This is a genomic window from Halomonas sediminis, from assembly GCF_044871105.1.
Lineage (GTDB): Bacteria > Pseudomonadota > Gammaproteobacteria > Pseudomonadales > Halomonadaceae > Vreelandella > Vreelandella zhuhanensis.
This window is the reverse complement of record NZ_CP085246.1, coordinates 1,746,037-1,769,555: the sequence shown is the minus strand read 5'-3', so window position 1 is coordinate 1,769,555 and position 23,519 is coordinate 1,746,037. Positions and strand designations below refer to the sequence as shown.

The 23,519-nt window shown below is 56.6% G+C and carries 27 protein-coding genes; 11 read left to right on the top strand and 16 right to left on the bottom strand.

The annotated features are described in order from the left end of the window. Window positions 1-3: 3 nt before the first annotated feature. From LG290_RS08480 to LG290_RS08460, 5 genes are read right to left on the bottom strand one after another with little or no spacing between them, the layout of a single operon-like run. Window positions 4-516 carry a hydrogenase maturation protease gene (locus tag LG290_RS08480; protein ID WP_499834462.1) on the bottom strand — a complete coding sequence of 171 codons (513 nt, stop codon included), beginning with the start codon at window positions 514-516 and terminating at the stop codon, window positions 4-6. Further along, entirely contained in the window at window positions 513-1,814 is a 1,302-nt protein-coding gene (locus tag LG290_RS08475; RefSeq protein WP_499834461.1) for a Ni/Fe hydrogenase subunit alpha, read from the bottom strand. The genes LG290_RS08480 and LG290_RS08475 overlap by 4 nt, the downstream gene beginning before the upstream one ends. Beyond that, the gene (locus LG290_RS08470) at window positions 1,804-2,613 is read right to left on the bottom strand and encodes an NADH-quinone oxidoreductase subunit B family protein (RefSeq protein ID WP_499834460.1); all 810 of its coding nucleotides are present in this window, start codon (window positions 2,611-2,613) and stop codon (window positions 1,804-1,806) included. The genes LG290_RS08475 and LG290_RS08470 overlap by 11 nt, the downstream gene beginning before the upstream one ends. Next, a complete protein-coding gene (locus tag LG290_RS08465) occupies window positions 2,613-3,497 on the bottom strand; it encodes an FAD/NAD(P)-binding protein (RefSeq protein WP_499834459.1) in 885 nt (294 codons plus the stop codon). Before LG290_RS08465 ends, LG290_RS08470 begins: the two co-directional genes overlap by 1 nt. Continuing rightward, a complete protein-coding gene (locus tag LG290_RS08460) occupies window positions 3,490-4,617 on the bottom strand; it encodes a 4Fe-4S dicluster domain-containing protein (protein WP_499834458.1) in 1,128 nt (375 codons plus the stop codon). The genes LG290_RS08465 and LG290_RS08460 overlap by 8 nt, the downstream gene beginning before the upstream one ends. 306 nt (window positions 4,618-4,923) lie before the next feature. Between LG290_RS08460 and LG290_RS08455 the strand changes: the two genes are divergently transcribed. From LG290_RS08455 to LG290_RS08445, 3 genes are read left to right on the top strand one after another with little or no spacing between them, the layout of a single operon-like run. Further along, complete coding sequence (locus LG290_RS08455) at window positions 4,924-5,946, top strand: efflux RND transporter periplasmic adaptor subunit (RefSeq protein ID WP_499834457.1); 1,023 nt, start codon at window positions 4,924-4,926, stop codon at window positions 5,944-5,946. Continuing rightward, on the top strand, window positions 5,943-9,209 hold the full coding sequence (locus tag LG290_RS08450; protein ID WP_499834456.1) for an efflux RND transporter permease subunit: 3,267 nt from the start codon (window positions 5,943-5,945) through the stop codon (window positions 9,207-9,209). The genes LG290_RS08455 and LG290_RS08450 overlap by 4 nt, the downstream gene beginning before the upstream one ends. A gap of 35 nt (window positions 9,210-9,244) precedes the next feature. Continuing rightward, window positions 9,245-9,454 (top strand): hypothetical protein, encoded by a 210-nt coding sequence (locus tag LG290_RS08445; RefSeq protein WP_499834455.1) that lies wholly within the window; start codon window positions 9,245-9,247, stop codon window positions 9,452-9,454. A gap of 152 nt (window positions 9,455-9,606) precedes the next feature. Here LG290_RS08445 and LG290_RS08440 read toward each other — a convergent pair whose 3' ends face one another. The 7 genes from LG290_RS08440 to LG290_RS08410 all read right to left on the bottom strand — a co-directional run bounded on the left by LG290_RS08440 (window position 9,607) and on the right by LG290_RS08410 (window position 13,285). Further along, a complete protein-coding gene (locus LG290_RS08440) occupies window positions 9,607-9,957 on the bottom strand; it encodes a TusE/DsrC/DsvC family sulfur relay protein (RefSeq protein ID WP_499834454.1) in 351 nt (116 codons plus the stop codon). Between the two features lie 32 nt (window positions 9,958-9,989). Beyond that, window positions 9,990-10,280 carry a sulfurtransferase complex subunit TusB gene (tusB, locus tag LG290_RS08435; protein ID WP_160418531.1) on the bottom strand — a complete coding sequence of 97 codons (291 nt, stop codon included), beginning with the start codon at window positions 10,278-10,280 and terminating at the stop codon, window positions 9,990-9,992. An 11-nt stretch (window positions 10,281-10,291) separates the two neighbouring features. Next, window positions 10,292-10,651: a sulfurtransferase complex subunit TusC gene (gene tusC / locus LG290_RS08430; RefSeq protein ID WP_499834453.1), complete on the bottom strand. Its 360-nt coding sequence runs from the start codon at window positions 10,649-10,651 to the stop codon at window positions 10,292-10,294. A gap of 15 nt (window positions 10,652-10,666) precedes the next feature. Beyond that, on the bottom strand, window positions 10,667-11,059 hold the full coding sequence (gene tusD, locus LG290_RS08425; protein WP_160418529.1) for a sulfurtransferase complex subunit TusD: 393 nt from the start codon (window positions 11,057-11,059) through the stop codon (window positions 10,667-10,669). Between the two features lie 130 nt (window positions 11,060-11,189). Continuing rightward, window positions 11,190-11,867, bottom strand: coding sequence for a Bax inhibitor-1/YccA family protein (locus LG290_RS08420; RefSeq protein WP_499834452.1), 678 nt, complete (start codon window positions 11,865-11,867; stop codon window positions 11,190-11,192). A 527-nt stretch (window positions 11,868-12,394) separates the two neighbouring features. Next, entirely contained in the window at window positions 12,395-12,598 is a 204-nt protein-coding gene (locus LG290_RS08415) for a hypothetical protein (protein ID WP_160418527.1), read from the bottom strand. 96 nt (window positions 12,599-12,694) lie between these two features. Beyond that, the gene (locus LG290_RS08410; protein ID WP_499834451.1) at window positions 12,695-13,285 is read right to left on the bottom strand and encodes a hypothetical protein; all 591 of its coding nucleotides are present in this window, start codon (window positions 13,283-13,285) and stop codon (window positions 12,695-12,697) included. 117 nt (window positions 13,286-13,402) lie between these two features. Between LG290_RS08410 and LG290_RS08405 the strand changes: the two genes are divergently transcribed. Next, a complete protein-coding gene (locus LG290_RS08405) occupies window positions 13,403-13,543 on the top strand; it encodes an MscL family protein (RefSeq protein ID WP_499834450.1) in 141 nt (46 codons plus the stop codon). A gap of 321 nt (window positions 13,544-13,864) precedes the next feature. After that, window positions 13,865-14,449, top strand: coding sequence for a PRC-barrel domain-containing protein (locus tag LG290_RS08400; protein WP_499834449.1), 585 nt, complete (start codon window positions 13,865-13,867; stop codon window positions 14,447-14,449). A 203-nt stretch (window positions 14,450-14,652) separates the two neighbouring features. On the opposite strand, the gene LG290_RS08395 is transcribed toward LG290_RS08400, so the two are convergent. Continuing rightward, complete coding sequence (locus LG290_RS08395) at window positions 14,653-15,540, bottom strand: TerD family protein (RefSeq protein ID WP_499834448.1); 888 nt, start codon at window positions 15,538-15,540, stop codon at window positions 14,653-14,655. Here LG290_RS08395 and LG290_RS08390 point away from each other — a divergent pair. The 6 genes from LG290_RS08390 (at window position 15,539) to LG290_RS08365 (ending at window position 19,622) form a co-directional block, all read left to right on the top strand. Beyond that, window positions 15,539-15,739, top strand: coding sequence for a hypothetical protein (locus LG290_RS08390; protein WP_499834447.1), 201 nt, complete (start codon window positions 15,539-15,541; stop codon window positions 15,737-15,739). The genes LG290_RS08395 and LG290_RS08390 overlap by 2 nt on opposite strands. A gap of 108 nt (window positions 15,740-15,847) precedes the next feature. Continuing rightward, window positions 15,848-16,480: an HAD family hydrolase gene (locus tag LG290_RS08385; RefSeq protein ID WP_499834446.1), complete on the top strand. Its 633-nt coding sequence runs from the start codon at window positions 15,848-15,850 to the stop codon at window positions 16,478-16,480. Further along, window positions 16,477-17,616 (top strand): cysteine protease StiP family protein, encoded by a 1,140-nt coding sequence (locus LG290_RS08380; protein WP_499834445.1) that lies wholly within the window; start codon window positions 16,477-16,479, stop codon window positions 17,614-17,616. Before LG290_RS08385 ends, LG290_RS08380 begins: the two co-directional genes overlap by 4 nt. Next, window positions 17,613-18,488 carry an HpcH/HpaI aldolase/citrate lyase family protein gene (locus tag LG290_RS08375; RefSeq protein ID WP_499834444.1) on the top strand — a complete coding sequence of 292 codons (876 nt, stop codon included), beginning with the start codon at window positions 17,613-17,615 and terminating at the stop codon, window positions 18,486-18,488. The genes LG290_RS08380 and LG290_RS08375 overlap by 4 nt, the downstream gene beginning before the upstream one ends. A gap of 78 nt (window positions 18,489-18,566) precedes the next feature. Then, window positions 18,567-19,208, top strand: coding sequence for a TerD family protein (locus LG290_RS08370; RefSeq protein ID WP_499834443.1), 642 nt, complete (start codon window positions 18,567-18,569; stop codon window positions 19,206-19,208). Window positions 19,209-19,256: 48 nt separating this feature from the next. Beyond that, a complete protein-coding gene (locus tag LG290_RS08365; protein WP_499834442.1) occupies window positions 19,257-19,622 on the top strand; it encodes a hypothetical protein in 366 nt (121 codons plus the stop codon). A 124-nt stretch (window positions 19,623-19,746) separates the two neighbouring features. On the opposite strand, the gene LG290_RS08360 is transcribed toward LG290_RS08365, so the two are convergent. The 3 genes from LG290_RS08360 to LG290_RS08350 form a co-directional block, all read right to left on the bottom strand. Further along, on the bottom strand, window positions 19,747-19,833 hold the full coding sequence (locus LG290_RS08360) for a hypothetical protein (RefSeq protein WP_499837063.1): 87 nt from the start codon (window positions 19,831-19,833) through the stop codon (window positions 19,747-19,749). 538 nt (window positions 19,834-20,371) lie between these two features. Further along, window positions 20,372-21,745, bottom strand: coding sequence for an NAD-dependent succinate-semialdehyde dehydrogenase (locus LG290_RS08355; RefSeq protein WP_499836992.1), 1,374 nt, complete (start codon window positions 21,743-21,745; stop codon window positions 20,372-20,374). Window positions 21,746-21,778: 33 nt separating this feature from the next. Next, window positions 21,779-23,425, bottom strand: coding sequence for a thiamine pyrophosphate-dependent enzyme (locus LG290_RS08350; RefSeq protein ID WP_499836990.1), 1,647 nt, complete (start codon window positions 23,423-23,425; stop codon window positions 21,779-21,781). Between the last annotated feature and the right edge of the window lie 94 nt (window positions 23,426-23,519).

Below are 23,519 nucleotides of genomic sequence, written 5' to 3'. Positions count from 1 at the left end.
CGCCTAGACACATGTTTTCACCTCGCTGTTGAGGCCCGGCCAACGGCTGCGCCATGCGGTCAATGTTTCGTTAATAAGCACACAAAGCTCGGGAATGGCTGCAGCAACCGCTGGCGAAACATCTTCGCAGAGCGCTGATTCCGACATTTCGACGCCTAGAATCAAAAGATGCCGGGGAAGCAGCTCGAGTTCATCCGCGAGTGCCAGTGCCTCGGCCACGCCGAAGCTGTGAGATGAAAAGCAGCCATTAGCCTGTGTCAGGTCGGCCATCATCAGGCGGTGGATACGCCCGGGTTGTCCCATGTTCTGAAGGGCGTCAACCACCACGGCTCCCCGGGCTCCTGCCAGCGCCTGGATCAATCCGCTGCCGGGCCTGTCGAGAGCCAACGCCGAGCATTGCGCGCCGCCGCCCGGCTCTGTGGTCTTGTCCAGAGACTGAAATACTGAAACGAGGCGCCAACCCAGTTGGTCATCGCCGAAAGGCGAGCCTATGCCCAACACCCGCCATTTGCTCATAGGCGCTCCGTCGACAATCGGAGAAAGTGCGTGGCGCAGGAAATGCAGGGGTCGAAGTTGCGAATGACCTGTTCACAGTGCAATTGCAGCTCTTTGTCCGGCTTGTCCAGGCCAAAGGCCATCAGGGAATGCTGTAAATCCCGCTCGATGCGAGCCTGATTCTGGCTGGTCGGCGGCACGATACGCGCGTTCCGGATCAAGCCGCTCTCATCCAGTTCGTATCGATGCCAGAGCAAGCCCCGCGGCGCCTCGGTTGCGCCATACCCGACACCGGCGGGGGGCTTGACCAAGACCGACGCCGTGCCAGGCTCTCCGTAGTCTTCCAGAATCCGGATGGCATCGGTGATGCCATAGCAGATTTCAACGGCGCGCGCCGTCATGCTGTGGAACATGTTGCCGGAAGGCCAGTCAATCCCGGTGTTTACGGCAAGCGATCGCACCGACTCGGGTAAAGAGTCCAGGTTCAGGTTTAGACGGGCCAACGGCCCGACCAGATAAGGCTGGTCGTTGAACAGGCTGAACAAAGCGGTGGACCCAGCCACCTGATGCTCGACGATGTGCCTTTCAAAGTCCGAAACGGCAAAAGACTGCCCCCGATTGGAAGCAATCTTGCCTTTGAGAATCGGATAGTCCCCCGGTTCTTCAAGAGACAGCAGCGTCACGTCCTGATTCCGGTCCGGAACCGCAATGCCCGCCGTCCATGCAACAAGATCCTGTGCATCCTGCAAGGCATCTTCGAGCTGAACTTTCAATGCCATCGCCTCACGCATGGAAGGCGCACGGTGAAAGCCACCCATCTTGACACCGATCGGGTGAACGGATCTTGCGCCCAACAAGCGAATCAGCGCATTGCCGAGATCCTGCAGGCGCATGCCCCGTTTTACGATCTGCGGATAGTCCTTGGCCATGGCGATAGCGCTGTCGTAGCCGAAGAAATCCGGCGCGGCCAGCAAATGAATATGCAGCGCATGGCTTTGAATCCATTCACCGTAATACATAAGCCGACGCATGGCATGCACCCAGGGCCCGGGATCCGTCCCAGACAGGCTTTCAACGGCATTGATGGCGCTCATCTGATAGGCAACCGGGCAGATGCCGCATATCCGCGCCACCAACTCCGGCAGTTCCTCATAGGAGCGGCCCTCAAGAAACTTCTCGAACAGGCGGGGGGGTTCGTATATCTCCAGGTGCAAATCTTCGATTTGACCATCGCGGATACGCAGATGCAGAGCCCCTTCGCCCTCGACCCGGGCCAGAACCGGAACATGCAGTGCGACGGTCCGTTTATTAGTGACCATGGCTGGCATCCGTAGATATGATGTTTGTGGCCGCGTCGCGGAACCCCGGGGCACTGTTGTTCAGGTGCCGGAATTGACGTGTGATGTCCTCCGGCAAGAGGCCCAGCCCTTCAAACCAGCCGGCGAGCGAAGCAGTATTAAGCGCTTCTGCGGGCCCATAACAGGAATAGCAGCCGCGGCCGAAGCTCGGACAGAGCGCTCCGCAACCTGTCTGGGTGACAGGCCCCATGCATGGCATGCCCTTGGCGACAAGCACGCACACGGCGTGTTGGCGTTTGCATTCCATGCAAACCTTGTCCTGACTTTGCTTCGGCAGGGTGCCATATAACCACGCCCGAATTGCGCCAAGTACCTGGTCCCTGTTAGGGGGGCAGCCCCAAATTTCCAGGTCGACCTTGACGTGGTCCGACATGGGTGTGGAGGTGGCGAGGCTATCGATATACTCGGGCGTGGCGTAAACCGCACTGAGCCATTCCCCGGCATCCGCAAAATTGCGTAACGCCTGGATGCCTCCAGCCGTGGCACAGGCGCCAAAGGCAACGATGAAGCCGCTGTGAGAACGGATCTGCTTGATGCGCTCCAGATCATGCTCTGTGGTTACCGACCCTTCAATAAAGGCAATATCTACCTCGGCGTCAGGAGCCACGGGCCCGGCCTCTGCAAAATGTACCAGTTCGACCATGTCCGCCAGCTGCAATAATGTCTCGCCCATGTTCAGAAAGGTCAGTTGGCAGCCGTCACAAGAGGCAAACTTATGCACCGCCATGCGGGGCTTGGGTCCCGGTGTACTTGTCTGCATTAAAACCCCCTGATGCCCAAAAGGGGCTTTACATCGGGATATTGAAAGATGGGGCCCTGGCGACACAGAAACTGAGCACCAAATTGACAGTGTCCGCAGTGCCCCACCGCGCACTGTATGTTGCGCTCCATACTCAGATAGAGGCATTGTTCAGGCACGCCCCGCTCTAAAAGCTCCTTCGTGCCGGCGATCATCATTCCTTCCGGCCCGCACATCATCACCGTGGTGCCGTCAGGATCAATTTGGGCGTCATCGAATACCTCGGTCACGGGGCCGACGTGGAACGGCCAGAGGGGACCGCCGTGATCGGCTGCTACCAGCACCTGGGTGTTGGGGAAGGTGCGCCAGTAATCGTAGCGCTCCCGCCAGATCAGGTCTTGTGCATGCTTCACGCCTTGGATAATGGTGAGTTTTCCGTAGCGCTGCCGGCGCATCAGAACATAATTAATGACGCCGACAACCGGTGCGCAACCGATACCGCCGGTGATTATCAGTACATCGGCACCCTCGGCTTGTTTTAGCGGCCAGGACTGGCCGTAGGGACCACGAAGCCCGATCCGCGACCCGACATCCAGCCTGGCCATGGCGTCGGTAACCCGCCCGGTCGCCCTGATGGTATGTCCGAGAATCTCGGGCTCATCCGGGTCGGAGGCGATAGAAATGGCGACCTCTCCAACGCCGTGCAGGTAAAGCATGTTGAATTGACCTGGCGCGAACCGGTATGCCCGCCGCTGCTCCGGATTGCGCAGGCGCAGGCGCAGGGTAAAAATCCTGTCCGATTCCTGAACGCGGTCGATAACCTCCGCCACCATCGGCATGCGGAAGTTGGTAGGGGGCGCGTGGGGGGCAGTATGGCCGCCATGAGCCAGAGCGGGATTACTCATCACTGGCATCCTTGCAAATCGCCGTAGCTTCTTCCGTCAGGTCAATGCCCACTGGGCACCAGGCGATGCAACGGCCGCAACCGACACAGCCGCTGCGGCCATATTGGTCAATCCAGCTGCCGAGTTTATGGGTAAGCCACTGGCGGTAGCGTGTACGGATGTCCGGACGGATAGCGTGGCCGCTGATATAGGAATGCCCTTGGGTAAAGCAGGAGCTCCACTCACGGTGGTGTTCGCTGGTCAGACCGTCTAGAGAAGGCACCTCGTTTTCACTCGCACAAAAACAGGTTGGGCACACGGAGGTGCAGTTGCCGCACGCCAGGCAGCGCTCGGCAACCTCATCCCAGCGGGGGTGATCCAGATTCTCGAAAAGTATCCGGTTAAGGGGCCCCTCGGGCAGCGCGCGCGTCTGGACCGCTACGGCTGCATCCAGCTCACGACGAGCCTGATCAAGCTGTACCTCGTCAACTTCCGACAAAGGAAGCTGATCCAGAATCAGTTTTCCGCGATCGCTGCCCGCATCGATAATGAAGCCTTCATCCAATTCAGCCAGCGCAATATCATACCCGTGGGTTGCTGCCGGACCGTCTCCGGTAGACACACAAAAGCAGGTCGATGCCGGATGGCTACAATGGACGGCCACGATGAACAGTTGTTCGCGACGACGCGCGTAATGGGCATCCGGAGAAGGGCCTTTCAGAAAGTGCGCATCATGTATCGCAAGCGCTGCCAGGTCACAGGCGCGTACTCCTAATACGGCCAGGGGTTCAGGCTCAATTATTCGTTCTTTAAAGTTGAGGCCGCCATCCTCGTCTACCGCACCTTCCCAGAGTACCTCGCGAGAGGGAAAGAGATAGGGCTTCAGCGCCTGGGGCCCGTTGGCCCATGAGAACCAGCGCGGACCCCCGCCATTTTCCAACCGATAATAGCCTGGCGCCTGCCGGTCGCGGGCTCCCTGCGGTAATTGGCTAGCCGTATCGAGCCGGTCAAAGATAATGGCTCCATCTCGCATGACGGGGCCGACACAACCAAAACCCTGCAAGGTCAGCTGATCAATAAGCGACTGGAAGCTCTGTCGCGGAAGAAAATAACGATCTTGGTCTTTAAAGACATCATCCACGTTGACCCCCGGTAAGATTCTGCGCCCCCTGTGTTCTCTAGGACACTTGTCTCAAGTTAGCAGATTTATCAATTAGTGTGGAAAACCGCTGACTTTTAGTAAGCGCGGCGCCACTAATGACAGCAGCGCAAAGAGCGATTACGGGTAAAAAGAACGCGCTGGATTGGCCAGTTATCGGTTGATAATTGATGTAAGTCAGTTTTTTACTCGGTCATACAGTATTGAAGTGCAAAGGCCTCAGTAGCAGCAGTCGGCTACGACTACACTCTAGGTATATGCTTATATAAGATAACAGAGGATCAATCCATGAAGCTTCGCTTCCGGGTGCTGCTCGCCTGCTTCCTGATTTCCATGCCGGGCATGGCGAGCCCTATCGGTGACGATTTGCCCATGGCCGTCGTTACCCGGGAGACACTGGACGAAACCCTGGTGCTGGATGGCCTCGTGGAAGCCGTCAAGCACAGCACCGTCTCGGCCCAGACCAGCGGCCGGGTGACCGGACTGTCCTTCGATGTGGATGACCATTTCACGGCCGGCACCCTGATTCTGCGCCTAGAAGACACCGAGCAACGCGCCCGTCTAAATCAGGCTCGGGCAGCCCTCGAGGAAGCCGAGGCTAACCTTGTGGATGCCCGCCAGCGCTTCGAGCGCATCCGCGCCATCCGCAACCGAGATCTCGCCTCGGAACAGGCCTTCGACCAAGCCACCAACCGGCTGAATGCCGCCCGAGCCCGCCGTGAACGTAGTCTTGCCAGCGTGTCCGAGGCCGAGCAGCAACTCGCCTATACACAGGTGCATGCCGCGAGTGACGGCGTCTTTACCCGGCGTCACGTGGAGCCGGGTGAGGCCGTGCGTCCGGGCCAGCCGCTCTTCGATACCCTGGCATTGGCGCCACTTCGGGTGGAGGCCGCCCTGCCCCGGCGCCATCTTTCCTGGGTGCGAGAAAACCCGCGCATCCGTGTCAGCCTTGCCGAAGGGCAGCCGCTAGCAACCGATACACTGACCATCTACCCCCAGGCCGACCCGCGAAGCGATACTGTGCGCCTACGTCTGCGCCTTAACTCACCGGGAGCCGGCGTGCTTCCGGGCATGCTTGCCAAGGTGGCAGTCGTGGTAGCGAGTCGCGAGGCCCTTTGGATTCCCGCCGAGAGTCTGATCCGGCGAAGCGAGCTCCGCGCCGTCTTCGTGCTTGATGAAGAAGACCAGCCGCGATTGCGCCAAGTGCGGGTGGGCATCGAGGAGGCCGGACGTCTCGAGGTGCTTGCAGGGCTCGATGCGGGTGAGCGCATTCTCGCCGACCCCAAGGCCTGGCCCGGCCGCGATCAATGAAAGATGGCTCCCCTAAAGTCGGCCCTTCCGGTGCCATTGCCCGGGTCTTTCAAGATTCGAAGCTGACCCCGCTTCTGGCGGGTATTGCCATTTTGATGGGTCTGCTCATCATCCTCATCACGCCCAAGGAAGAGGAACCCCAGATCGAGGTCACCATGGTGGACATCCTGGTGGCCTTTCCCGGTGCCGGGGTATCAGAGGTGGAAAGCCTGGTCGCCACTCCCGCAGAACAGGTGCTGAGCGAGGTCAAGGGTATCGAGCACGTCTATTCAATGTCGCGGTCGGGCCAGGCCGTGATCACCCTCGAATACGAGGTGGGTCTGCCAAGGCAGGAGGCCCTGGTTAGAACTTACAATCAGGTCTACTCGAACCAAGACTGGTTACCGCCGGACCTGGGCACACGCCAGCCCTTGATCAAGCCACGCGGCATCGACGACGTGCCGATCATGACCCTGACCCTCTTCGATCCGAATGAACGTCACGGCGGCGAAGAACTCACCCGTCTGGCCCACCTGCTTGAAGTGGCTCTCAAGCGCATTCCGGGCACCCGGGATGTGTATACCGTGGGGGGTATCCCCGACCGAGTGGATGTCCGCCTCGACCCTGCCAGGCTGAACGGTGTTGGCTTGACCTTTGATGACCTTCAAGAAGCCCTTCGCGCCGCCAACATCAGCAGCCGAGAGACTCGGGTGACTCGGAATGGCATGTCGCTGCCGCTTCAAGCCGGTACTCTGCTCGAGGAGGTGGCAGACGTGCGCGACCTTGTGGTGGGCATGTACGATGATGCCGCCGTGAGACTTTCTGATATCGCTGATATCAGTCGTGGCGACACCGTGCCCGACCAGAGCGTGATGATGGGCTTCGGCCCGGCAGGTGACACTGACCGGCCGGGTGCGGAGCCCGGAAAGCTCTATCCGGCCGTGACACTTGCCATCGCCAAGAAGACAGGCGAAAACGCTATCGACATCACCACCGCCATCGAGGCACGCCTCGGAGAGCTTACCAACCGCACCCTGCCGCCGGGCATCGAGGTGGTTGTCACCCGCGATTACGGCAAGACCGCAACCGACAAGACCCAGACCCTGATCCGTGATCTGGTCTCGGCCACATTGGCGGTGATGCTGCTGGTACTTGCGGCCATGGGCTGGCGCCAGGCCTTGATCGTGGGCACTGCGGTGTTGATCACCTTGCTACTGACCCTGGTTTTTTCCTGGGCCTGGGGCTTTACCCTTAACCGGGTCTCGCTGTTCGCGCTGATATTTTCCATCGGCATCCTGGTGGATGATGGCATCGTCATCACCGAAAACATCAATCGGCGCCTCAAGAACAGCCAAGGCTCGGCCCGACGCATCATCCCTCTGGCCGTGGACGAGGTCGGCACGCCCACCATCATGGCCAGCCTCACTATCATGGCGGCACTCATCCCCATGGCCTTCGTCACGGGCCTGATGGGGCCCTACATGCGCCCTATCCCCATCAACGCCTCCGCCGGCATGGTCATCTCTCAGCTGGTGGCCTTTGTGGTCGCGCCCTGGCTTGCCCTGCGCCTGCTTGCCAAGAAGCGAAACACGCAGGATCAGGGCACTAAGAACCAAGACATGCAAGCCAAGGACCGGGAGGCATCGGAACAAGGCCACTCCGCCGAAGGGGTGAACCCGCGCATCAAGCAGCTTTTTGGGAACCTGCTGGATCCCTTTCTCGGTAAGCACCCTTGGCGACGGCGTCTGCTGGGCCTTACCCTGCTGGGACTGCTGCTGGGCGCAATTTCGCTTCCGGTGTTTCAGGTGGTGATTCTCAAGATGCTTCCCTTCGACAACAAGTCCGAGCTGCAGGTCGTGGTGGACATGCCCGAGTACACACCCATGGAGCAGACCCAGCGGGTGCTGCTGGATATGGGCCGTCACCTGGAGAGCGTGTCCGAGATCGCCCACTGGCAAAGCTATGCCGGCACCGCCTCGCCGATCAACTTCAACGGCCTGGTGCGCCAGTACTACCTGCGTGAGGCGCCCTATCAGGGCGACATCCAGATCACCCTTGCCGACAAGGACGCGCGTAGCCGCAGCTCCCACGCCATTGCTCTTGCCCTACGCAAGCCTCTGCAGGCCATCGGCGCACGTTACGAGGCCAGGGTGAAGATCGTCGAGGTACCGCCGGGCCCACCAGTACTCTCGCCGGTGGTGGCGGAAGTCTACGCGGTGACGCCCGAGCGCCGTGCCGCCCTGGCATACCGGGTTGCCGAGCAGATGCACGCGGTGAAAGGCCTGGTAGATATCGACACCACGCTGCATGCGCCTACCCGCAAGTGGGACGTGGTGGTCGACCGCGACAAGGCCGCACGTCTGGGCGTTTCCCAGGCCCAGGTAGTCAGGGTCCTTCAAGCAAGCCTTGAGGGCAGCGCGGCAAGCTATTTACACGATGAGCAGGCCAAGTACGCCGTGCCCATTCGCCTGATCCTCGAGGAAGGCGACAAGGCCCAACCCGCCAGGCTGCTGTCGCTTGCCGTGCGCAGCCGCGACGGCATCCCGGTACCCATTGCAAGCATCGCCGAAATAAGGGAGGCCGAGTGGCAAGGGGTGCGCCATCACAAGGACCTCCTGCCGCTGACCTATGTCACCGCGGACATGGCCGGCGAGATCGACTCGCCCCTCTACGGCATGTTCAGAACGGTGGAAAAACTTGCAAGCCAAAACGACGCCCCGGAGCAGACATTCATCCGTCAGCCGGTGCTACCCGAACGCCCAGCCCTCAAGTGGGACGGCGAATGGCAGATCACCTACGAGACCTTCCGCGACATGGGCCTGGCCTACAGTGTGGGGGTCTTCATGATATTCGTGTTGCTGGTGGCTCAGTTTCGTTCCTACAGCCTGCCCTTGGTGGTCATGGCACCTATTCCTTTGACGCTTATCGGCATCCTGCCGGGTCACGCCCTGCTTGAGCGAGAGTTCACCGCCACCAGCATGATCGGCATGATTGCCCTTGCCGGCATCATTGTGCGCAATTCCATCTTGCTTGTGACGTTCATCCGCCAGCTGCGCGACGAGGGCGTCTCTCTTGAAGAGGCAGTGGTGTTTGCCGGTGCCGTGCGTCTTAAGCCCATTGCCCTGACCGCCGTCTCGGCCATGCTCGGTGCTTTTTTCATACTCGCCGACCCCATTTTCAATGGCCTTGCCATCTCGCTGGTCTTCGGCCTAGCCGCCTCCACCCTGCTGACGCTTCTGGTGGTGCCGCTGCTCTATTATGCCCGTGAACGTAAGCTGTCATGACAGCCCCTAGCTTATAAAAGCGGTCCATAAAATCGATGAACTTCAGCCTGGAGGAAGAGGTGGCTTTGGGAACGGCGGAATATCACGAGGCCGCTTTTTATTGGGCTCATCTTCTGGGCGTGGGGGCTGTTGAGGCTGATGCTCATCCGGGGGAGGATCAGGTTGCATCGGGTCATCTTCCGGCCGAGGCGGTTGCCGGGGCTGCTCTTCATTCGGGGGACGCTCAGAAAAACCTGTATTTCTGATGACCATGTTCGTGCTCCTATCAACTTTGTATCGGCCATTCCAAGATAGCTTAACTGCTTGATAACATGACGGCACCATGAACCTCCACGCTCATTCGGTGACTCACCCTTCAATGAAAAGGACCGAATTAGAATAAACGGTGATTTTCAGCTCAAAGGCAGTTGGTTGGTTTGGGTAGTCCCGCAAGACGGGCAATACATTTTGCGGGACTACCCGGGAAAAGCTGCATCAGATAAATCGAACGCCCTTTTTCCTCGCCTAGTTCCATAGCCACAGCTTTAACTAATGGCCGCATGGCAGGTGCCATTTCATAATGCTGATAAAAATTTCGAACAAGCGTTATAATTTCCCAGTGCTCCGGTGCAAGAATTAATCCCTCCTGTTCTGCTAATGCTTCAGCAATTTTTGGTGTCCATTGCTTCATATTGATTAAATAGTTTTCGGGATCGAGAGGTATAGTTTTTTTTAAATCAAGATAACGGTATATTTCTGTATTTGACATATTTAAGCTCCGTCTAAACTGTAAGGCTGAGCCTAAAACCAGCTAATACATTGAGTGGCGCGCTCAGTAAGCTCGACAAACTCATCTACATTGATGCAGCTGACATTAGGACTAATCAAGTCTCCAAGCCCTCGCGCTCGGGCATCTTCTTCCAACACATAAATGTGGCCTTTCATCAATTGCCACCCTTCCCAGTCAGGAAACATGATGGCTTGAACGGCATCTTCAATCAGCAGCAAACAATCCTCTTCACTCACCGCCCTCAACGTCTGGGAGACCACTGCACCTGACGCTGGGGCACGATTAAGAATGTGTAAAATCATCAAAAGCTCTCTTAGAAATTGAGCGCATTGCTATGGTGGGTAAGCTCGGCGCTTATGTTTTCGCCAGAAATAACCTCAACAGCCACACACAGCTCTTCGGCCTGCAGCCCCATACGCTGCAAATCGTCTCTACAAACTAGAAGCCTGTCGATATCATACATGGTCAGCATATCGATGATCGGCGCTGTGGCTTTCTGGCCCGGTGCACCTTTCACTTGGCCCGGCATTAGCGCCAGCACGCCCTCTCCCAAAAACATCAGACTGACCTTCTGCCCGAAGGCAGCCGCTACCAGACTGACATCCAAGCCTTCACGTAACCAACTACTTCCATAGGGGCCATGTCGCAATATCACCAGTAAATCGGCTGTCATGGTTTTTCCTCTTTTTCATGGCGCAAAGGTTATCAACCGATCGCACTGACGCTGCAATTCCAATAATTGCCCCAGGCCGGTTAGCTCAAAAGGCGCTTCAAGGCTATGAGCCGTCTTGGCATGGCGTTTGGCTTCTTGAGCATCCAACAGCCCCCGGCGAAGTGCCGCAGCAATGCACACCTCAAGACGCGTGCCATGCGCGTCGTGCAACTCGACCCAAGTATTACGCATATGCAATTCATCCTGGGGGGGAGACATCAACGTCGAGGCGTTGTGTACACCGTCATGATAGAAAAATACGGCGTCAAGATGATGCCCTTTACGAATAATCGCCTGGGCAAAACGCAGTGCGGAATGTGCTGCTTGGTGGCTGTAGGGCGCACCCATTACTAGCAAGGCATAATGCATAAAGGGCCCACCTGAAAATTCCGTATCGAATGTCATACCACCATAAGCACTGGGCGTGGCATAAAAAAACTGACCCTTGCTTTCGGCGAGGGTCAGTTAGTATTTTACCTGTTTTCACATCTTGCTGGGATCAATCGTTGCTCATGATACCCAGAATGGCCAGCAGGCTGACAAACAGGTTATAGATGGAAACATACAAGGTGATGGTCGCTAGAATGTAGTTGGTTTCGCCCGCACGATGTACCAGCTCACTGGTTTGGTAGAGGATGGCAGCGGAGGCAAACAGCACAAAGCCTGCTGAAACCATCAGAGAGAGCGCAGGAATATTGAAAACCAATCCGGCAACCATGGCCAGGATCAGTACGATAGCGCCTGCCATCAGAAAATTTCCCAAGAAACTGAAGTCTTTCTTGGTCACTAATGCTACAGCGGAGAGGCCCACGAAAGTAAGGCCCGTCATGGCAAGCGCGTTCATGATCAGAGCCGCCCCGTTAGGGAGCGTCAGGTAAGAGGACAGAATGGGCCCCAGTGTGAACCCCATAAAGCCGGTAAAAGCGAAGGTGGCGAGCAAACCCATTGCCGAGTTAGCCGTTTTATGTACCAGAAACATCAGGCCGTAGGCACCGATGAAAAAGACGAAGATATTCATCCGCTCGATACCCATCGCCATGGCGCCGCCGGCAGTGACTGCCGAGAACAACAAGGTCATGGCCAGTAACGCATAGGTATTGCGCAATACCTTGCTAGTACTGGCAGTATTTACGCCACTGCCTGCTCGATGCGTTACATTGGTTTCTTGATAAGCCATCGTTGGTATGCTCCCTAAAAGCGTTATTCAACAACAGACAAGAATGCCGGTCTATGGTTCCCGACGCAAGTTTATCCGGATGAGTCACGTTGTGCCAAGGGGTTGATAGGCAGTTCCTTCGACTGCTCGCTAGCACAGGGTATTTTTCAGCCTCAGTACCGGTTGCTTTCCATAGTGCTTCCATGCAACTCCCTAAAAAGGTTTCCAAGAAGCAGCATAGTTCACTTGGTGAATCTCTCTTCGGCACACCTGCTGTTGGGAATAGGGATTTTCGCGATACTTCATTGGGATAACAGACAGCCACCCTTCACAGGAGCCACGATGCCATGAGCACAGTAGAAACCGTTAAAGTGACTGCGCAGCTAGCTGTTATTTGTAACAGTTTGCCAATCAAAATAACGGTATAACTTTAAGGCAATGACAAATCAATTGAAAAATGCCAGTAAATATTTGGACCGAGCGCCGAACAGCCTTGAATTTGAAACAAGCAGGCCCTGCCGGTCATCTATCCGGCAAGGCCCTCCTTTTTAAGCCTGTGAGGCGTCATAACGCCCTTCGACGGTAATTATAAAATCATGGGCATCCACGTTTTCTGCAGGCCGCACAGCGAGAACCGTCATGTTTTCGCCCAGGATATCAATTGTATCACCAGCCTCAAGATGCTCGTCATACTCCAGGCTACGTGGAAAGTCTAAATAAGACTTGCTGGAAACCACTAATGCCTTATACATAACCTACTCCCTTTTTCATGTGAACAAGAAATAAGGGTGGCACAGGCTCGGCGTTGCGTCAGGTGCACTTTCAACGTCACTCCACCGCCTATAAAATTATTCTATTAATTCAGACCTTTCATGATAATTCAGCAGTGACTCACCTTCACTTTCTAGCCAACGCGCCCAGACAAAGCCGTAATGAGAAGCCCGTTTTTTCCGCAACCACTCCGGCCACCAGTTACGCTTGGGAAGGATGGCGACATCCTCATCACGCCTTAACCAATGTAACGCACATGCCAACGGATCTGCCTTGACGCCAGCCAGCATTAACTGTGAAGCACCACTACCAAGGGCTATCATGCTGCGCTGGTAGCGTGGTTTCTTGGAAAAAAGCGAATCCTGAAAAACGTGATAAAGGACATCAGACCGAGCATTGGTGGGTGTCCTATCCGTGTAGCCCTCCTCTCCCATCCAATAGAAGGAGACGGCAACACCCTTGGCATGTCGAGCAGTTCCTGGCTCGGATGTAGTAGGAGGGCCAGCAAGATCAGTGCATTGAAATGCAAGCCAGCCGACCTCACCTTCCCATAGGTCAGCCGACGCCATTCTGGATTGCTCCATGTGCCTATTCTTGGCATAACGTTGTAATATCTGCGAAGCCTGAGACGGTGTGACGCGCAGAAAAATTTGAGTTTTGGTCATCATTTTGTCGCGGGTCCAAGCCTCCAGGATATTTCACTTGAGAATACATTACTCAGAGCGGGTTAGGACTGAAAGATTGAAGAAGATCAAACGCAGCATGCTCGGTAGGGAGGAACAACCATGCTCAAAGTGTTCAAGGAATTTTCCGTTCGAGGCAATGTGTTAGACATGGCGATGAGAATTATCATCGGTGGCGCTTTTGGTACCATCGTACAAAGTCTGTTGAAGGTCATGCTAAGGCAGCTAGAGGTCCTTCACTAATACTGATCTTCAAGTGTCCTTGGCATAGGAAGTATCGACAACATGTCTAGAGATAGCCTGATTTTCATGGGTCGAGTCGCCTCACTGCAGCTCCAAATACGCCTCCTTTACAACCAGATCCTTCTCTTCTAGCTTTCAAGTACATATACAGGAAGGGAGTTCTGTCATGTCAATCAAACGAAGCATTTCTGTCACCACGCTAGCTATTACAGCCTCCACTGTTATGTTTCAAGCCCAAGCGCAGGAGGAGGTAGTAGGCCATTAAGTGACTGGAATTATGAAGATATTTATGAAGCTGGCGGTATAAGAGCTGATAAGTTAATGGATACCGAGGTCTTTGGGGATAATGAGGAAGAAATCGGTAGCGTCGAAAATGTGCTTATTACACAGGACAATAAGATAGTCGCCATCACCGCCCAGGTAGGCGGGTTCTGGGATATTGGGGATACGCATGTCCTGGTTCCCTGGGAAGAAATTGAGCTGCACGAAGACGGCGTAATGATTCCTGTAACGGAATACAATGCCGATGAATATGGACTCTTTGCTTCTGATGACTACATTACCGCGCAAAATCTCAGCCAGACCCAGCAGCAAGTTGAGGATGATCTTGACACCGGCCCGGGTATTTGGAAGCTCACCGACTTGCTTGACGACTATGCAACGGTTGGAGAAGCCATCGGCTATGGTTATGTCGACAATATGCTGTTCTCGCGTGATGGCGAGGTTCAAGGCGTCATCGTCGACTCCGATACAGCTTATGGTCGTGGACCTTACGCTTACCCCTTTTATGGTTACGGATATGGCTGGGGCCCAGGCTATTCTGCTTACTCCTTGCAATATGATGAAGATGAAATTGGCGAAATGAAGCCTTTCGACTACGAAAGATACGAAGGTCTTCTGGAGTAATGTTCAGTCCGACGAATTCCGGGCGACCCTGAAAGTGCTGACCGCGAATGTCACCTACATTAACGACTGCTACGCCGAGGTACTAGCCATGGTCCGGCGTGAGGATCCGGACCTATTGCTGTTGATCAAAGTCAATCAGGAGTGGAACGAGGAGTTGGCGGATCAAAAGAGCCAACTCCCTAATCACGCCAGAGGTAGGTCAATTATTTGCTGCCTTTCTTCCAGCGAAAGCCAAATCCATAGTGTTCGTCGGCTTCCAGATGCGACGGGAAATAATTCACTTCCTTGGAAATCGCCAGGGTGTTGTTACGATTTTCCAGCATCGCCACCACGCAAAAACTCTGATCGCTGCCGGAGGCATCCATCTTGATTTCAATGTCAGGCTGGTCCGGCGCTTTAATCACCACATGGCCATTGGTTTGTGCCCAATTGGGAACCCCTTCATAGATGAAGGCAAACAGCATGACACGTTTGATATCGCCCCACTGCTGACCATTGATATACAGGTTCTCCCCGGCATTGGCTGACCCCGTGCGATCGTCACCGTCCAGAACGATAAAAGGCATGCATTCGTACTCACCGAAGTTATTGCCTAGCGCCTGAACGATTGCTTTTTTCCCATCCTTGTATTCGACCATGCACCCCAGGTCCAGATCGATGCCCGAGGAGCCGCCACGCTGTCCCCCGCCAAACAAGGAACCCATTAGCCCTGGTTTACGGGTGTTCTGGTTAGTGCCGGCCTGTTGATTCCAGTTGAGGTTGACGTGAATGCGGCCAAAGCCGGAGGACTTCTTTTCCAGCGAAATAGAATCGCCTTTCTTCTCCAAGGTGATCTTGCTGAGGTTGATTGGTGAGTGCTTCTCAGCAGTTGAGGACGAAGGAGTCGTATTATTGGGAGAAGGAGACGCCGCTGACGCAGGTAATCTTTCATCCACATCAACGCCGAAGTGCTGGGTAAGAGGGGTCATTCCTCCGGCAAAGCCTTGATCGACCGCCTTGACCTTCCAAGCCCCGTTGCGCTGGTAAACCTCACAGAGCATTAACGACTTTTCCACGCGGCCCGCGGCGTTACCTTCAAAAGAAACCGGCATGTCGGTACCGGTGATCGAAAAACCATACGGGCCGGCCAGGGAAGACAGCCCTTTTTCGACTGTCAAGACAAACACAACCCGAACAATGTTGCTCGGCATGCTAGCCTTTGATGGGCTTCGTGCACCGATGCTGAGCGCCGCGCTGGAAGACAGCTACCAAACCCTGCAGCAGAGCAACGTTGCCGAGGTGCCCGCATGAGCCAAGGTCGATTGATCGTGCTGACGGATTTGGACGACACGCTGTTTGCCAGCGAGCGGTCCTTACCTGACGATGCCCCACGTACCCATCTTGCCGCGACGGATGCCGTTGTCCTATCAGACTTCAACGCAACGCGCCCTTTGGGCGCTGATCCAGCGAGCCGACATCATTGTGCCGGTGACAGGGCGTACCAGTTACGCCATTGATCGCGTGACCCTTCCCTTGACCGGCAAGTACCGGATCGCCAGCCATAGGGCACTTGTATTGCAAGAGGGGGCTTTGGCCTCCGCATGGCATGACGTTATCGCCCCGCAACTGCCCGCTGCTCGCAAGACGTTAGAAGCCGCCGCGCGGGCGCTGGGGTACGCCTTTGCCGCCCTGGATGAGCCTGTCCCCCCGACCTGCCGTGTGCTGGAAGACATGGAGGTGCCGGTTTACCTGTCGATCAAGGCCTCCGGCACGTTAAGTCCCAAGGCGCACGCTGCCTGTGTATTGGTTGCCGCCGATTATGGGCTGACCCTTCACGCCAATGCGCGTAATGCCGCGCTTCGCCCTGCCTACACCTGCAAAGCGGCGGCCTGCCGTTTTGTACTCGGCCAGCTAATCGAGCGCCAACCGGAGGATACCGTCATCGGCCTGGGGGATAGCCTCTCCGATTTAGGTTTTATGGGGGTAAGTGATTTCGCCATGGCACCCACCGACAGCCAGTTATGGACGCATGTCAAGGAGCTTTCCCAATGACTACTTATCGCCCCCAGGCGGCTTTTCATGGGTCGTATCGCCCGGAAGATTGCGAATTTCTCCTGACACCGATTGACGCCGACTACGTCTCGATTGAAGAAAAGGAACGGCGCATCCAGTCGGGTAAAGCGCATTACAGCGAAATGATTCATCGGGAGGCACCGCCAAGTGCCGAGTATCTGGCGCTGTTTGAGCGTCTGTGCAACCACTATACCCAGCGCCTGGCGGGGGAAATCCGTGAGCTTTCCGCGCAGATAGTGGCAGACGTTGGTCAGTCGGATAGCCCGATCACTCTGGTTAGCCTGGTTCGTGCTGGTACGCCGGTTGGCGCTCTGCTGCGCCGCGCCTTGGTGACTCATGAGCGCCAGCCATGCCATCACTACAGCGTGTCGATCATTCGTGATCGCGGCATTGATAGCGCGGCACTGGATTACTTGCTGGATGAAAAAGGCGTGGCGCCAGAGCGGCTGTTCTTCGTTGATGCCTGGACGGCAAAGGGGGTGATTACCCGCGAGCTTCGCCAAGAAATTGAGCGCTACAACGCACAGCGGGAACGTCTGGGCAAAAGCACCTTGCCGGTACGCTTGGTGGTGGTCTCCGACATTGGCGGCACCGCTGATATGGCCGCTACCTATAAAGATTACGCCATTCCCTCGGGCATCTTGAATGCCACGGTATCGGGGCTGGTGTCACGCTCGGTGCTCAATGATCAAGTGCCTGACGGCGCCTTCCATGGGTGCGTGCTTTACGACGACCTGGCCGAGCATGACCAGACCCAAGCCTTTATCGAGCGAATCAGCGCCGCCTTCCCTGCCGAAATCACCGTTCAAAATGGCCGGAGTGACGAACGTCGCGCCACGCAACAGGCATTGATGGGCGAGATGCTGGACGTACTCAAAAGCCGCTACGGCGTCACCGATATCAATCACATTAAACCCGGCATTGCCGAGGCAACCCGCGTGATTTTGCGCCGCGTGCCCGCCTTGTTGATCGTGCGCGATGAGCACCACCCCGACGTTCAACACCTGCTGTTGCTGGCAGCTGAGAAGATCGTCCCGGTTCACATTCGTTATGACATGCCCTTTCACGCCTGTTCGTTGATCAAAACCCTGACGGATAGTAAGGCGGTGGCATGAAAACACCTCGCTACGGTGCCTTGGGCGCTTCGCTGTATGTGCCGGCGACCCATAAGCATTTGGACACTATCTTGGCCGAGGGCTGCGGTAGCGCCCGCTCCATTATTGTTTGCACCGAAGATGCCGTGGCCGCCGTGGAAGTGGAATGGTGCCTGCATCGGTTGATGAAGGAATTGCGCGATACGCCAACTTCGGTACCTCACCTGCGATTTATGCGCCCACGCTCCCCGGCGTTATTGCGTGAGGTACTACAGGGCGGTGACCGAGTGGTGGCCGCGTTGGATGGTGTGGTACTGCCTAAATTTGATCACCTGTCCGCGCCGAAGTGGGCTGATGCCTTAGCCCTAGCACCTGACTTGCCGATCATGCCGACACTGGAAACGTCCATGATGTTCCAGGAAACGACGGCTATGCTGACCCTTGCCGCCCTACAGCGCATGACCAATCCAGTGATTGCGCTGCGTATCGGTGCCAATGACCTTCTGGGTGCGCTGGGCCTCAAGCGACAGCCAGGACAGACCATTTATGACACCCCATTACGCTCCACCCTGGAACGAATAATTACCCTGTTTCGCCCTGCCGGTTACGAGCTTTCAGCCCCGGTGTGCGATCTGATCGGGGAACCCGAGACGTTAGCGCGAGAAATCGTGCAGGACATTGCTTGGGGCTTTTACGCCAAGACCTGTGTGCATCCCACGCAGATCGATGTCATCGAGACGCATTTGGCCCAGGCCATCGCCAGTCAGCACACCTTGGCGAGGGCGTTGATGCAGAGCGATCAGGCCGTCTTCAAGCATGGCGGACAGATGCTGGAACAGACCTGCCACCAGCAATGGGCCAGTCGTGTTAACGGTCTGGTAGCCACCACCTAAGCTCAGAACCCGGACACTTAGCGGCATGCGGCACCCAGCCAATAGCCTTTAACCCTCAGTCAGGACTCCTGACGATCATTGAACACAACGTGGAGATACACATCATGGCGATTAGCCTCTCAAAAGGTCAGCGCATCAGTCTTGAGAAGAACGGCGAACGGCGACGGCCTTAAGTACATCGAAATCGGTGCAAACTGGGGTGCGATTGAGAAGAAAGGTATTTTCGGCGCCAAAAAGCATGTGGCCGTGGACCTGGATGCCTCCGTGGGCCTGTTTGATACCCATGGCAACCTTGTGGATACCGTCTGGTTTCAGCAACTGAAATCCAAGTGCGGCGCCATTCAGCACAGCGGCGATGATCGTCAGGGTGATACCGGGGGTGATGATGGCGTCGATAACGAAATCATCAAGATCAACCTCGAAAACCTGCCGTCGAACGTGGACAAGCTGGCGCTGGTACTGAATTCCTTTAATCAGCAAAAATTCGATGGTATTCCCTTCGCCGGAATTCGCATTCATGACGGAGCAGCAACAAACGCTGGCGGCGTATTCGCGACATTCGACGTGGCCAATGACGCTTCCTTTTCCGGTAGCGTGAGCATGATCCTCGGCTGCGTGTATCGCCACGAAGGTGGCTGGAAATTCCGTTCTATCGGTGCTCCGAGCACCGAAACAAACCTGAAAGGCAGCCTCAAGGCCTTCGCCGAAAATTATGCCTGATTTTTACCATAAGGATGTACCGCCCCGGCCGGGGCGGTTCTTGATGTCATGATTAGAGTCGTCCCTGACCAACAAGATGTGCCTACCTATATCGCCTACTTCTGGGACCGCCTTCTGCAAGAACCCAACGAGCTTGATGAAGAACCGACGATTCGCCTTGGTAAAAAGCCTCGCTACTACGCTCGGCGGGACTTGGTGAAGGTTAAGACCAGTGAAGAGTTGGCCGAGTGGGCAATAAAGTGGCTCACGCCGGAGGATTGGCGAAAAGCGCGGGATGCGGTACGGGCTTCACGGTACAAGGAACGTTACAAGCTGGTGAGAGCCAACCTACGCAAGGACACAAAAGCCTTGTTTGATAGTCGTGCTCAGCACTACGACTACCGCTATGGCGTTATCTCGAATGCTTGGGACTGACCGAACAAGCCTTGCGGGAACTGGAGGTTCGTGCCGGTCTTTACATGACAGAGAATGAAGAAGCTCCCCTCTAGCGACCTTGCCAGTGAGGCACCCCGTTTTACCGAGCGACACGTCTATCCCCTTATTTTTTGTTGAGACTGAACCCCAACTGTTGCGCCATTTTCACGAACATCAACCTGTCGATATCAGTCGAACCGTAACGTCGGATGCCACCGGGAGGACGTTCGGGCTCCGGTAACAGCTCGCGTCACTGGTAATAGCGAATCGTCTCGATATGCACGTTAGCCGCCTTGGCCAGGCCACCGATGGTCAGTGAATTCGCTTTATCCTGCATACGCCTTGACTCCGTAGCCGACTACGGAAGTAACCTTAGCTACGCTCCTACTCCGAGGCCGAAAGCGAAACAGGGGGTAACGATGCGCAGTAATAACCACCATCCAGTTGGCCTGCCAGTGCTGATCGGCGCCCTGCTGCTGACCGGCATGTGTGTAGCGCAAGCCGCATCCAATACCTTCAACACCGCCCTGCCAGTGGCCCAAGACCAGTTTATTTGGCGCGGCTGGCGAGCCACCTCTCGCAGGCTGGTGGCTTCACGTAAGGACTGCTGCACAACCCGCAGCTTGAACCACACATCGTATCGATTCCTCATAGAAACACCCCGAAGGTTGGATTGGGTGTCCAGCTTCCGGGGTGCAGTTCAGTTTTCCAGACGGGGGCATGCGTATGGCAAGGGCAAGTGTGCCGTTTCAGGCGCCAAGGCGAATCAGCTTGCGGTTGACGAACTCCTCCATGCCGTCGCGGCCTAATTCGCGACCAAAACCGGAGCGCTTTACGCCGCCGAAGGGCAGCTCGGCGGATGAGCCCGGCCCCTCATTGATATACACCATGCCCGCTTCGAGTCGAACAGCTAGGCGCTTAGCACGTTCAATATCTCGTGACTGGATCACCGCCCCCAGGCCATAGGCGGAATCGTTGGCCAAACGTACCGCCTCTTCCTCGTCATCCACGGGGTATACCACCGCCACCGGACCGAATAGTTCCTCGTGAAACAGCCGCATCTCCGGCGTGACCCCGGTGAGCAGGGTCGGCGCATACCAGGCGCCGGGGCCATCCAGACGCTGGCCGCCACTCAACACCTGGGCACCTTGGGCCACGGCATCGTTCACTTGGGCCTCCAGGGTATGCAGCGCCGCCTCCGAGGAGAGCGGACCCATGAAGGTACCCTCGATCATGGGATCTCCCACGACGATTTTCTCTACTGCTGATTTGAAAGCGCTCAGAAAGTTATCGTACACGGCACGATCGATGAAGATACGCTTGGCAGCATTGCAGGCTTGGCCGGCGTTACCGAAGCGGCCAATCAACGCCTGCTGAACAGCCTGCTCCAGGTCAGCGTCGTCCAGCACGATAAAGGGATCGGAACCACCCAGCTCCAGCACCACCTTCTTGAGATGACGGCCGGCAATTTCGGCGACTGCCGCGCCGGCGCGTTCGGACCCCGTCAGCGAGACGCCCTGTACGCGCGGGTCAGCGATGATCTCAGCGACCTGTTTATTGCTGGCGTAAACATTCACATAAAGGCCTTCAGCCGCCCCGGCATCACGGAAGATTTGCGCCATGGCGGCGGCGGATTCAGGGCACTGAGGCGCATGTTTGAGCACAATCGTGTTGCCGTTCATCAGGTTAGGCGCGGCAAAACGGGCCACCTGATAATAGGGGAAGTTCCAGGGCATGATGCCCAGTAGTACTCCAAGCCCCTCTTTGCGGATCATCGCGCTACCGCCCCCTGTCTTATCCAGCGGCTCATCTTCCAGCAAGACTGGGCCTTTCTCGGCATAGTAGCGGTAGATGGACACCACAATGTCGATCTCTAGCCCACCCTGGAATAATGGCTTGCCCATTTCGCGGGCGATGATGCTGGCCAGCGCCTCTCGGCGTTCGGCGTAGAGATCCGCTACTCGGTTCAAAAGAGCGGCACGCTCAGCCACACTGCTTTGGCGCCACTCGCCGAAGGCATGATGAGCCTGGGTAATGGTTTCTTGAACCTCGGCATCGCTGGCGGTGGAAAACACCTGTTCCACCTCTCCGGTGGCTGGGTTGGTCACGGCATACTGAGTCATCGCATGATTCCTTTTATTGTCGTTGAACTAGCTTCAGGGCAGGTCGTGCTGCGGGTCGGTAATCACGTGGATTAACGCGGGGACGCAGTCTTGGGTAACCGCAACTAGCGCCCTTTCCACGGCACCAGCGGCTTCGTCGTTCGACGCCACCGTTTCACCATGGCCGCCATAGGCACGGCACAAGCTGGCGAAATCGGGATTGGCCAGCTGGGTGCCACTGACACGTTCGGGGAAATGCATCTCCTGGTGGGAACGAATGGTGCCGTATTGCCCATTATCCATCACCAGGATCAGCATGGCCGCACCGTGCTGCACAGCGGTCGCTATCTCTTGGCCGTTCATCATGAACTCGCCATCGCCGGCCACCACCACGCATAGTCGCTCGGGGCTTTCCAGTGAGGCCGCCACTGCCGCCGGCACGCTATAGCCCATGGAGCCATTGCGGGTGCTCAGCTGGCTGGGAAAGGTACGGGTGGGCAGGAAACGTTGTGCCCAGACACAGTGGTTGCCGGCACCGAAACTGTAGACGGCATCCTCAGGCAGGCGTTTGACCAGCTCCCCCACCACTGCGCTCATATGGGCAGTGCCAGAGCGCGTCGCCGGCAGAGTGCTCAGATCCGGGAGGCTCGAAGCCGCCACTTGGGCAGCACGCCCTTCGGCAAGCCAATCTTGCCAGTCCACCGCACGGCCTAGCTGTAGATCAGCCACCGATTCGGCAAAGGCCACAGGACTAGCGATGATATGCCGTGTCACGGCGCCGCTGTGACCACGTAGGCTGGTATCGATATTGATCAGGATATTGGTGTGCTCATGTCCCTGGCGGGCGGTGAAACCCTCGGTTGTCACGTCGCTGAGCACAGTCCCCACCGCCACCAACACGTCAGCTTCCTCGAACATGGAAAGCGTCATCGCGGTGCGGCCGTAGCCCAGCGAGCCACAGTTAACTGGCGAATCAAAAGGTACCCGGTCAGCGGCGCGCCAATCATGCACCACGGGTATGCTGTTGTGCTCGGCGAAGCGCGTCAGGCGTGCAGCAGCTTCAAAAGTCCAGCGCTGGCCTCCGATGAATAGAAGTGGCTTGTTGGCTGCCAACAGCTCAGCCTTGAGCGCTTCCAACTCCTTGAGTGAGATCCCTCCCTCCGCCACCGGTAACGCCGGATGCAGATGACCACTCACCGCATGGGTGATGACATCCTCGGGCAGGCCCACCACTACAGGTCCGGGACGTCCGGAGCGCGCAGCGAAGAAGGCCTCGGCCACCACCTCGGAGGCACGTTCCGCCTCGTCGAGCACAAACACCCGCTTGCACTGGGTACCAAACCAGACATTGGGATCAAACTCCTGGAAGGACTCGCGCATGCGATCAGCCACTGGAATCAGTCCCACGAACAGCACCATGGGTACAGCGTCCTGCCAGGCGGTGTGCAACGCCACGAAGGCATTGGCCGCCCCGGGACCGCGAGTCACCATGGCAACACCCGGCTGTCCGGTGAACTTTCCGTGGGCCTCGGCCATGTAGGCCGCTCCGCCTTCGTGACGGCACACCACGGTGGCGATGCGTGAATCGTGCAGACCGTCCAATACAGCGAGGTAGCTTTCTCCTGGCACCACAAAGACGCGCTCGACGCCATGCAACGATAGAGAATCAACGATGACCTGGCCGGCATGTTTGTTATTCATGGAATTACTCCTAGCAGTCTGTCGGATTAAGGGGCGTAAATCGCAGTGGTAATGCCCCACTCTGATTTCTTCGCAGGATAAGCGGTCATGTGTC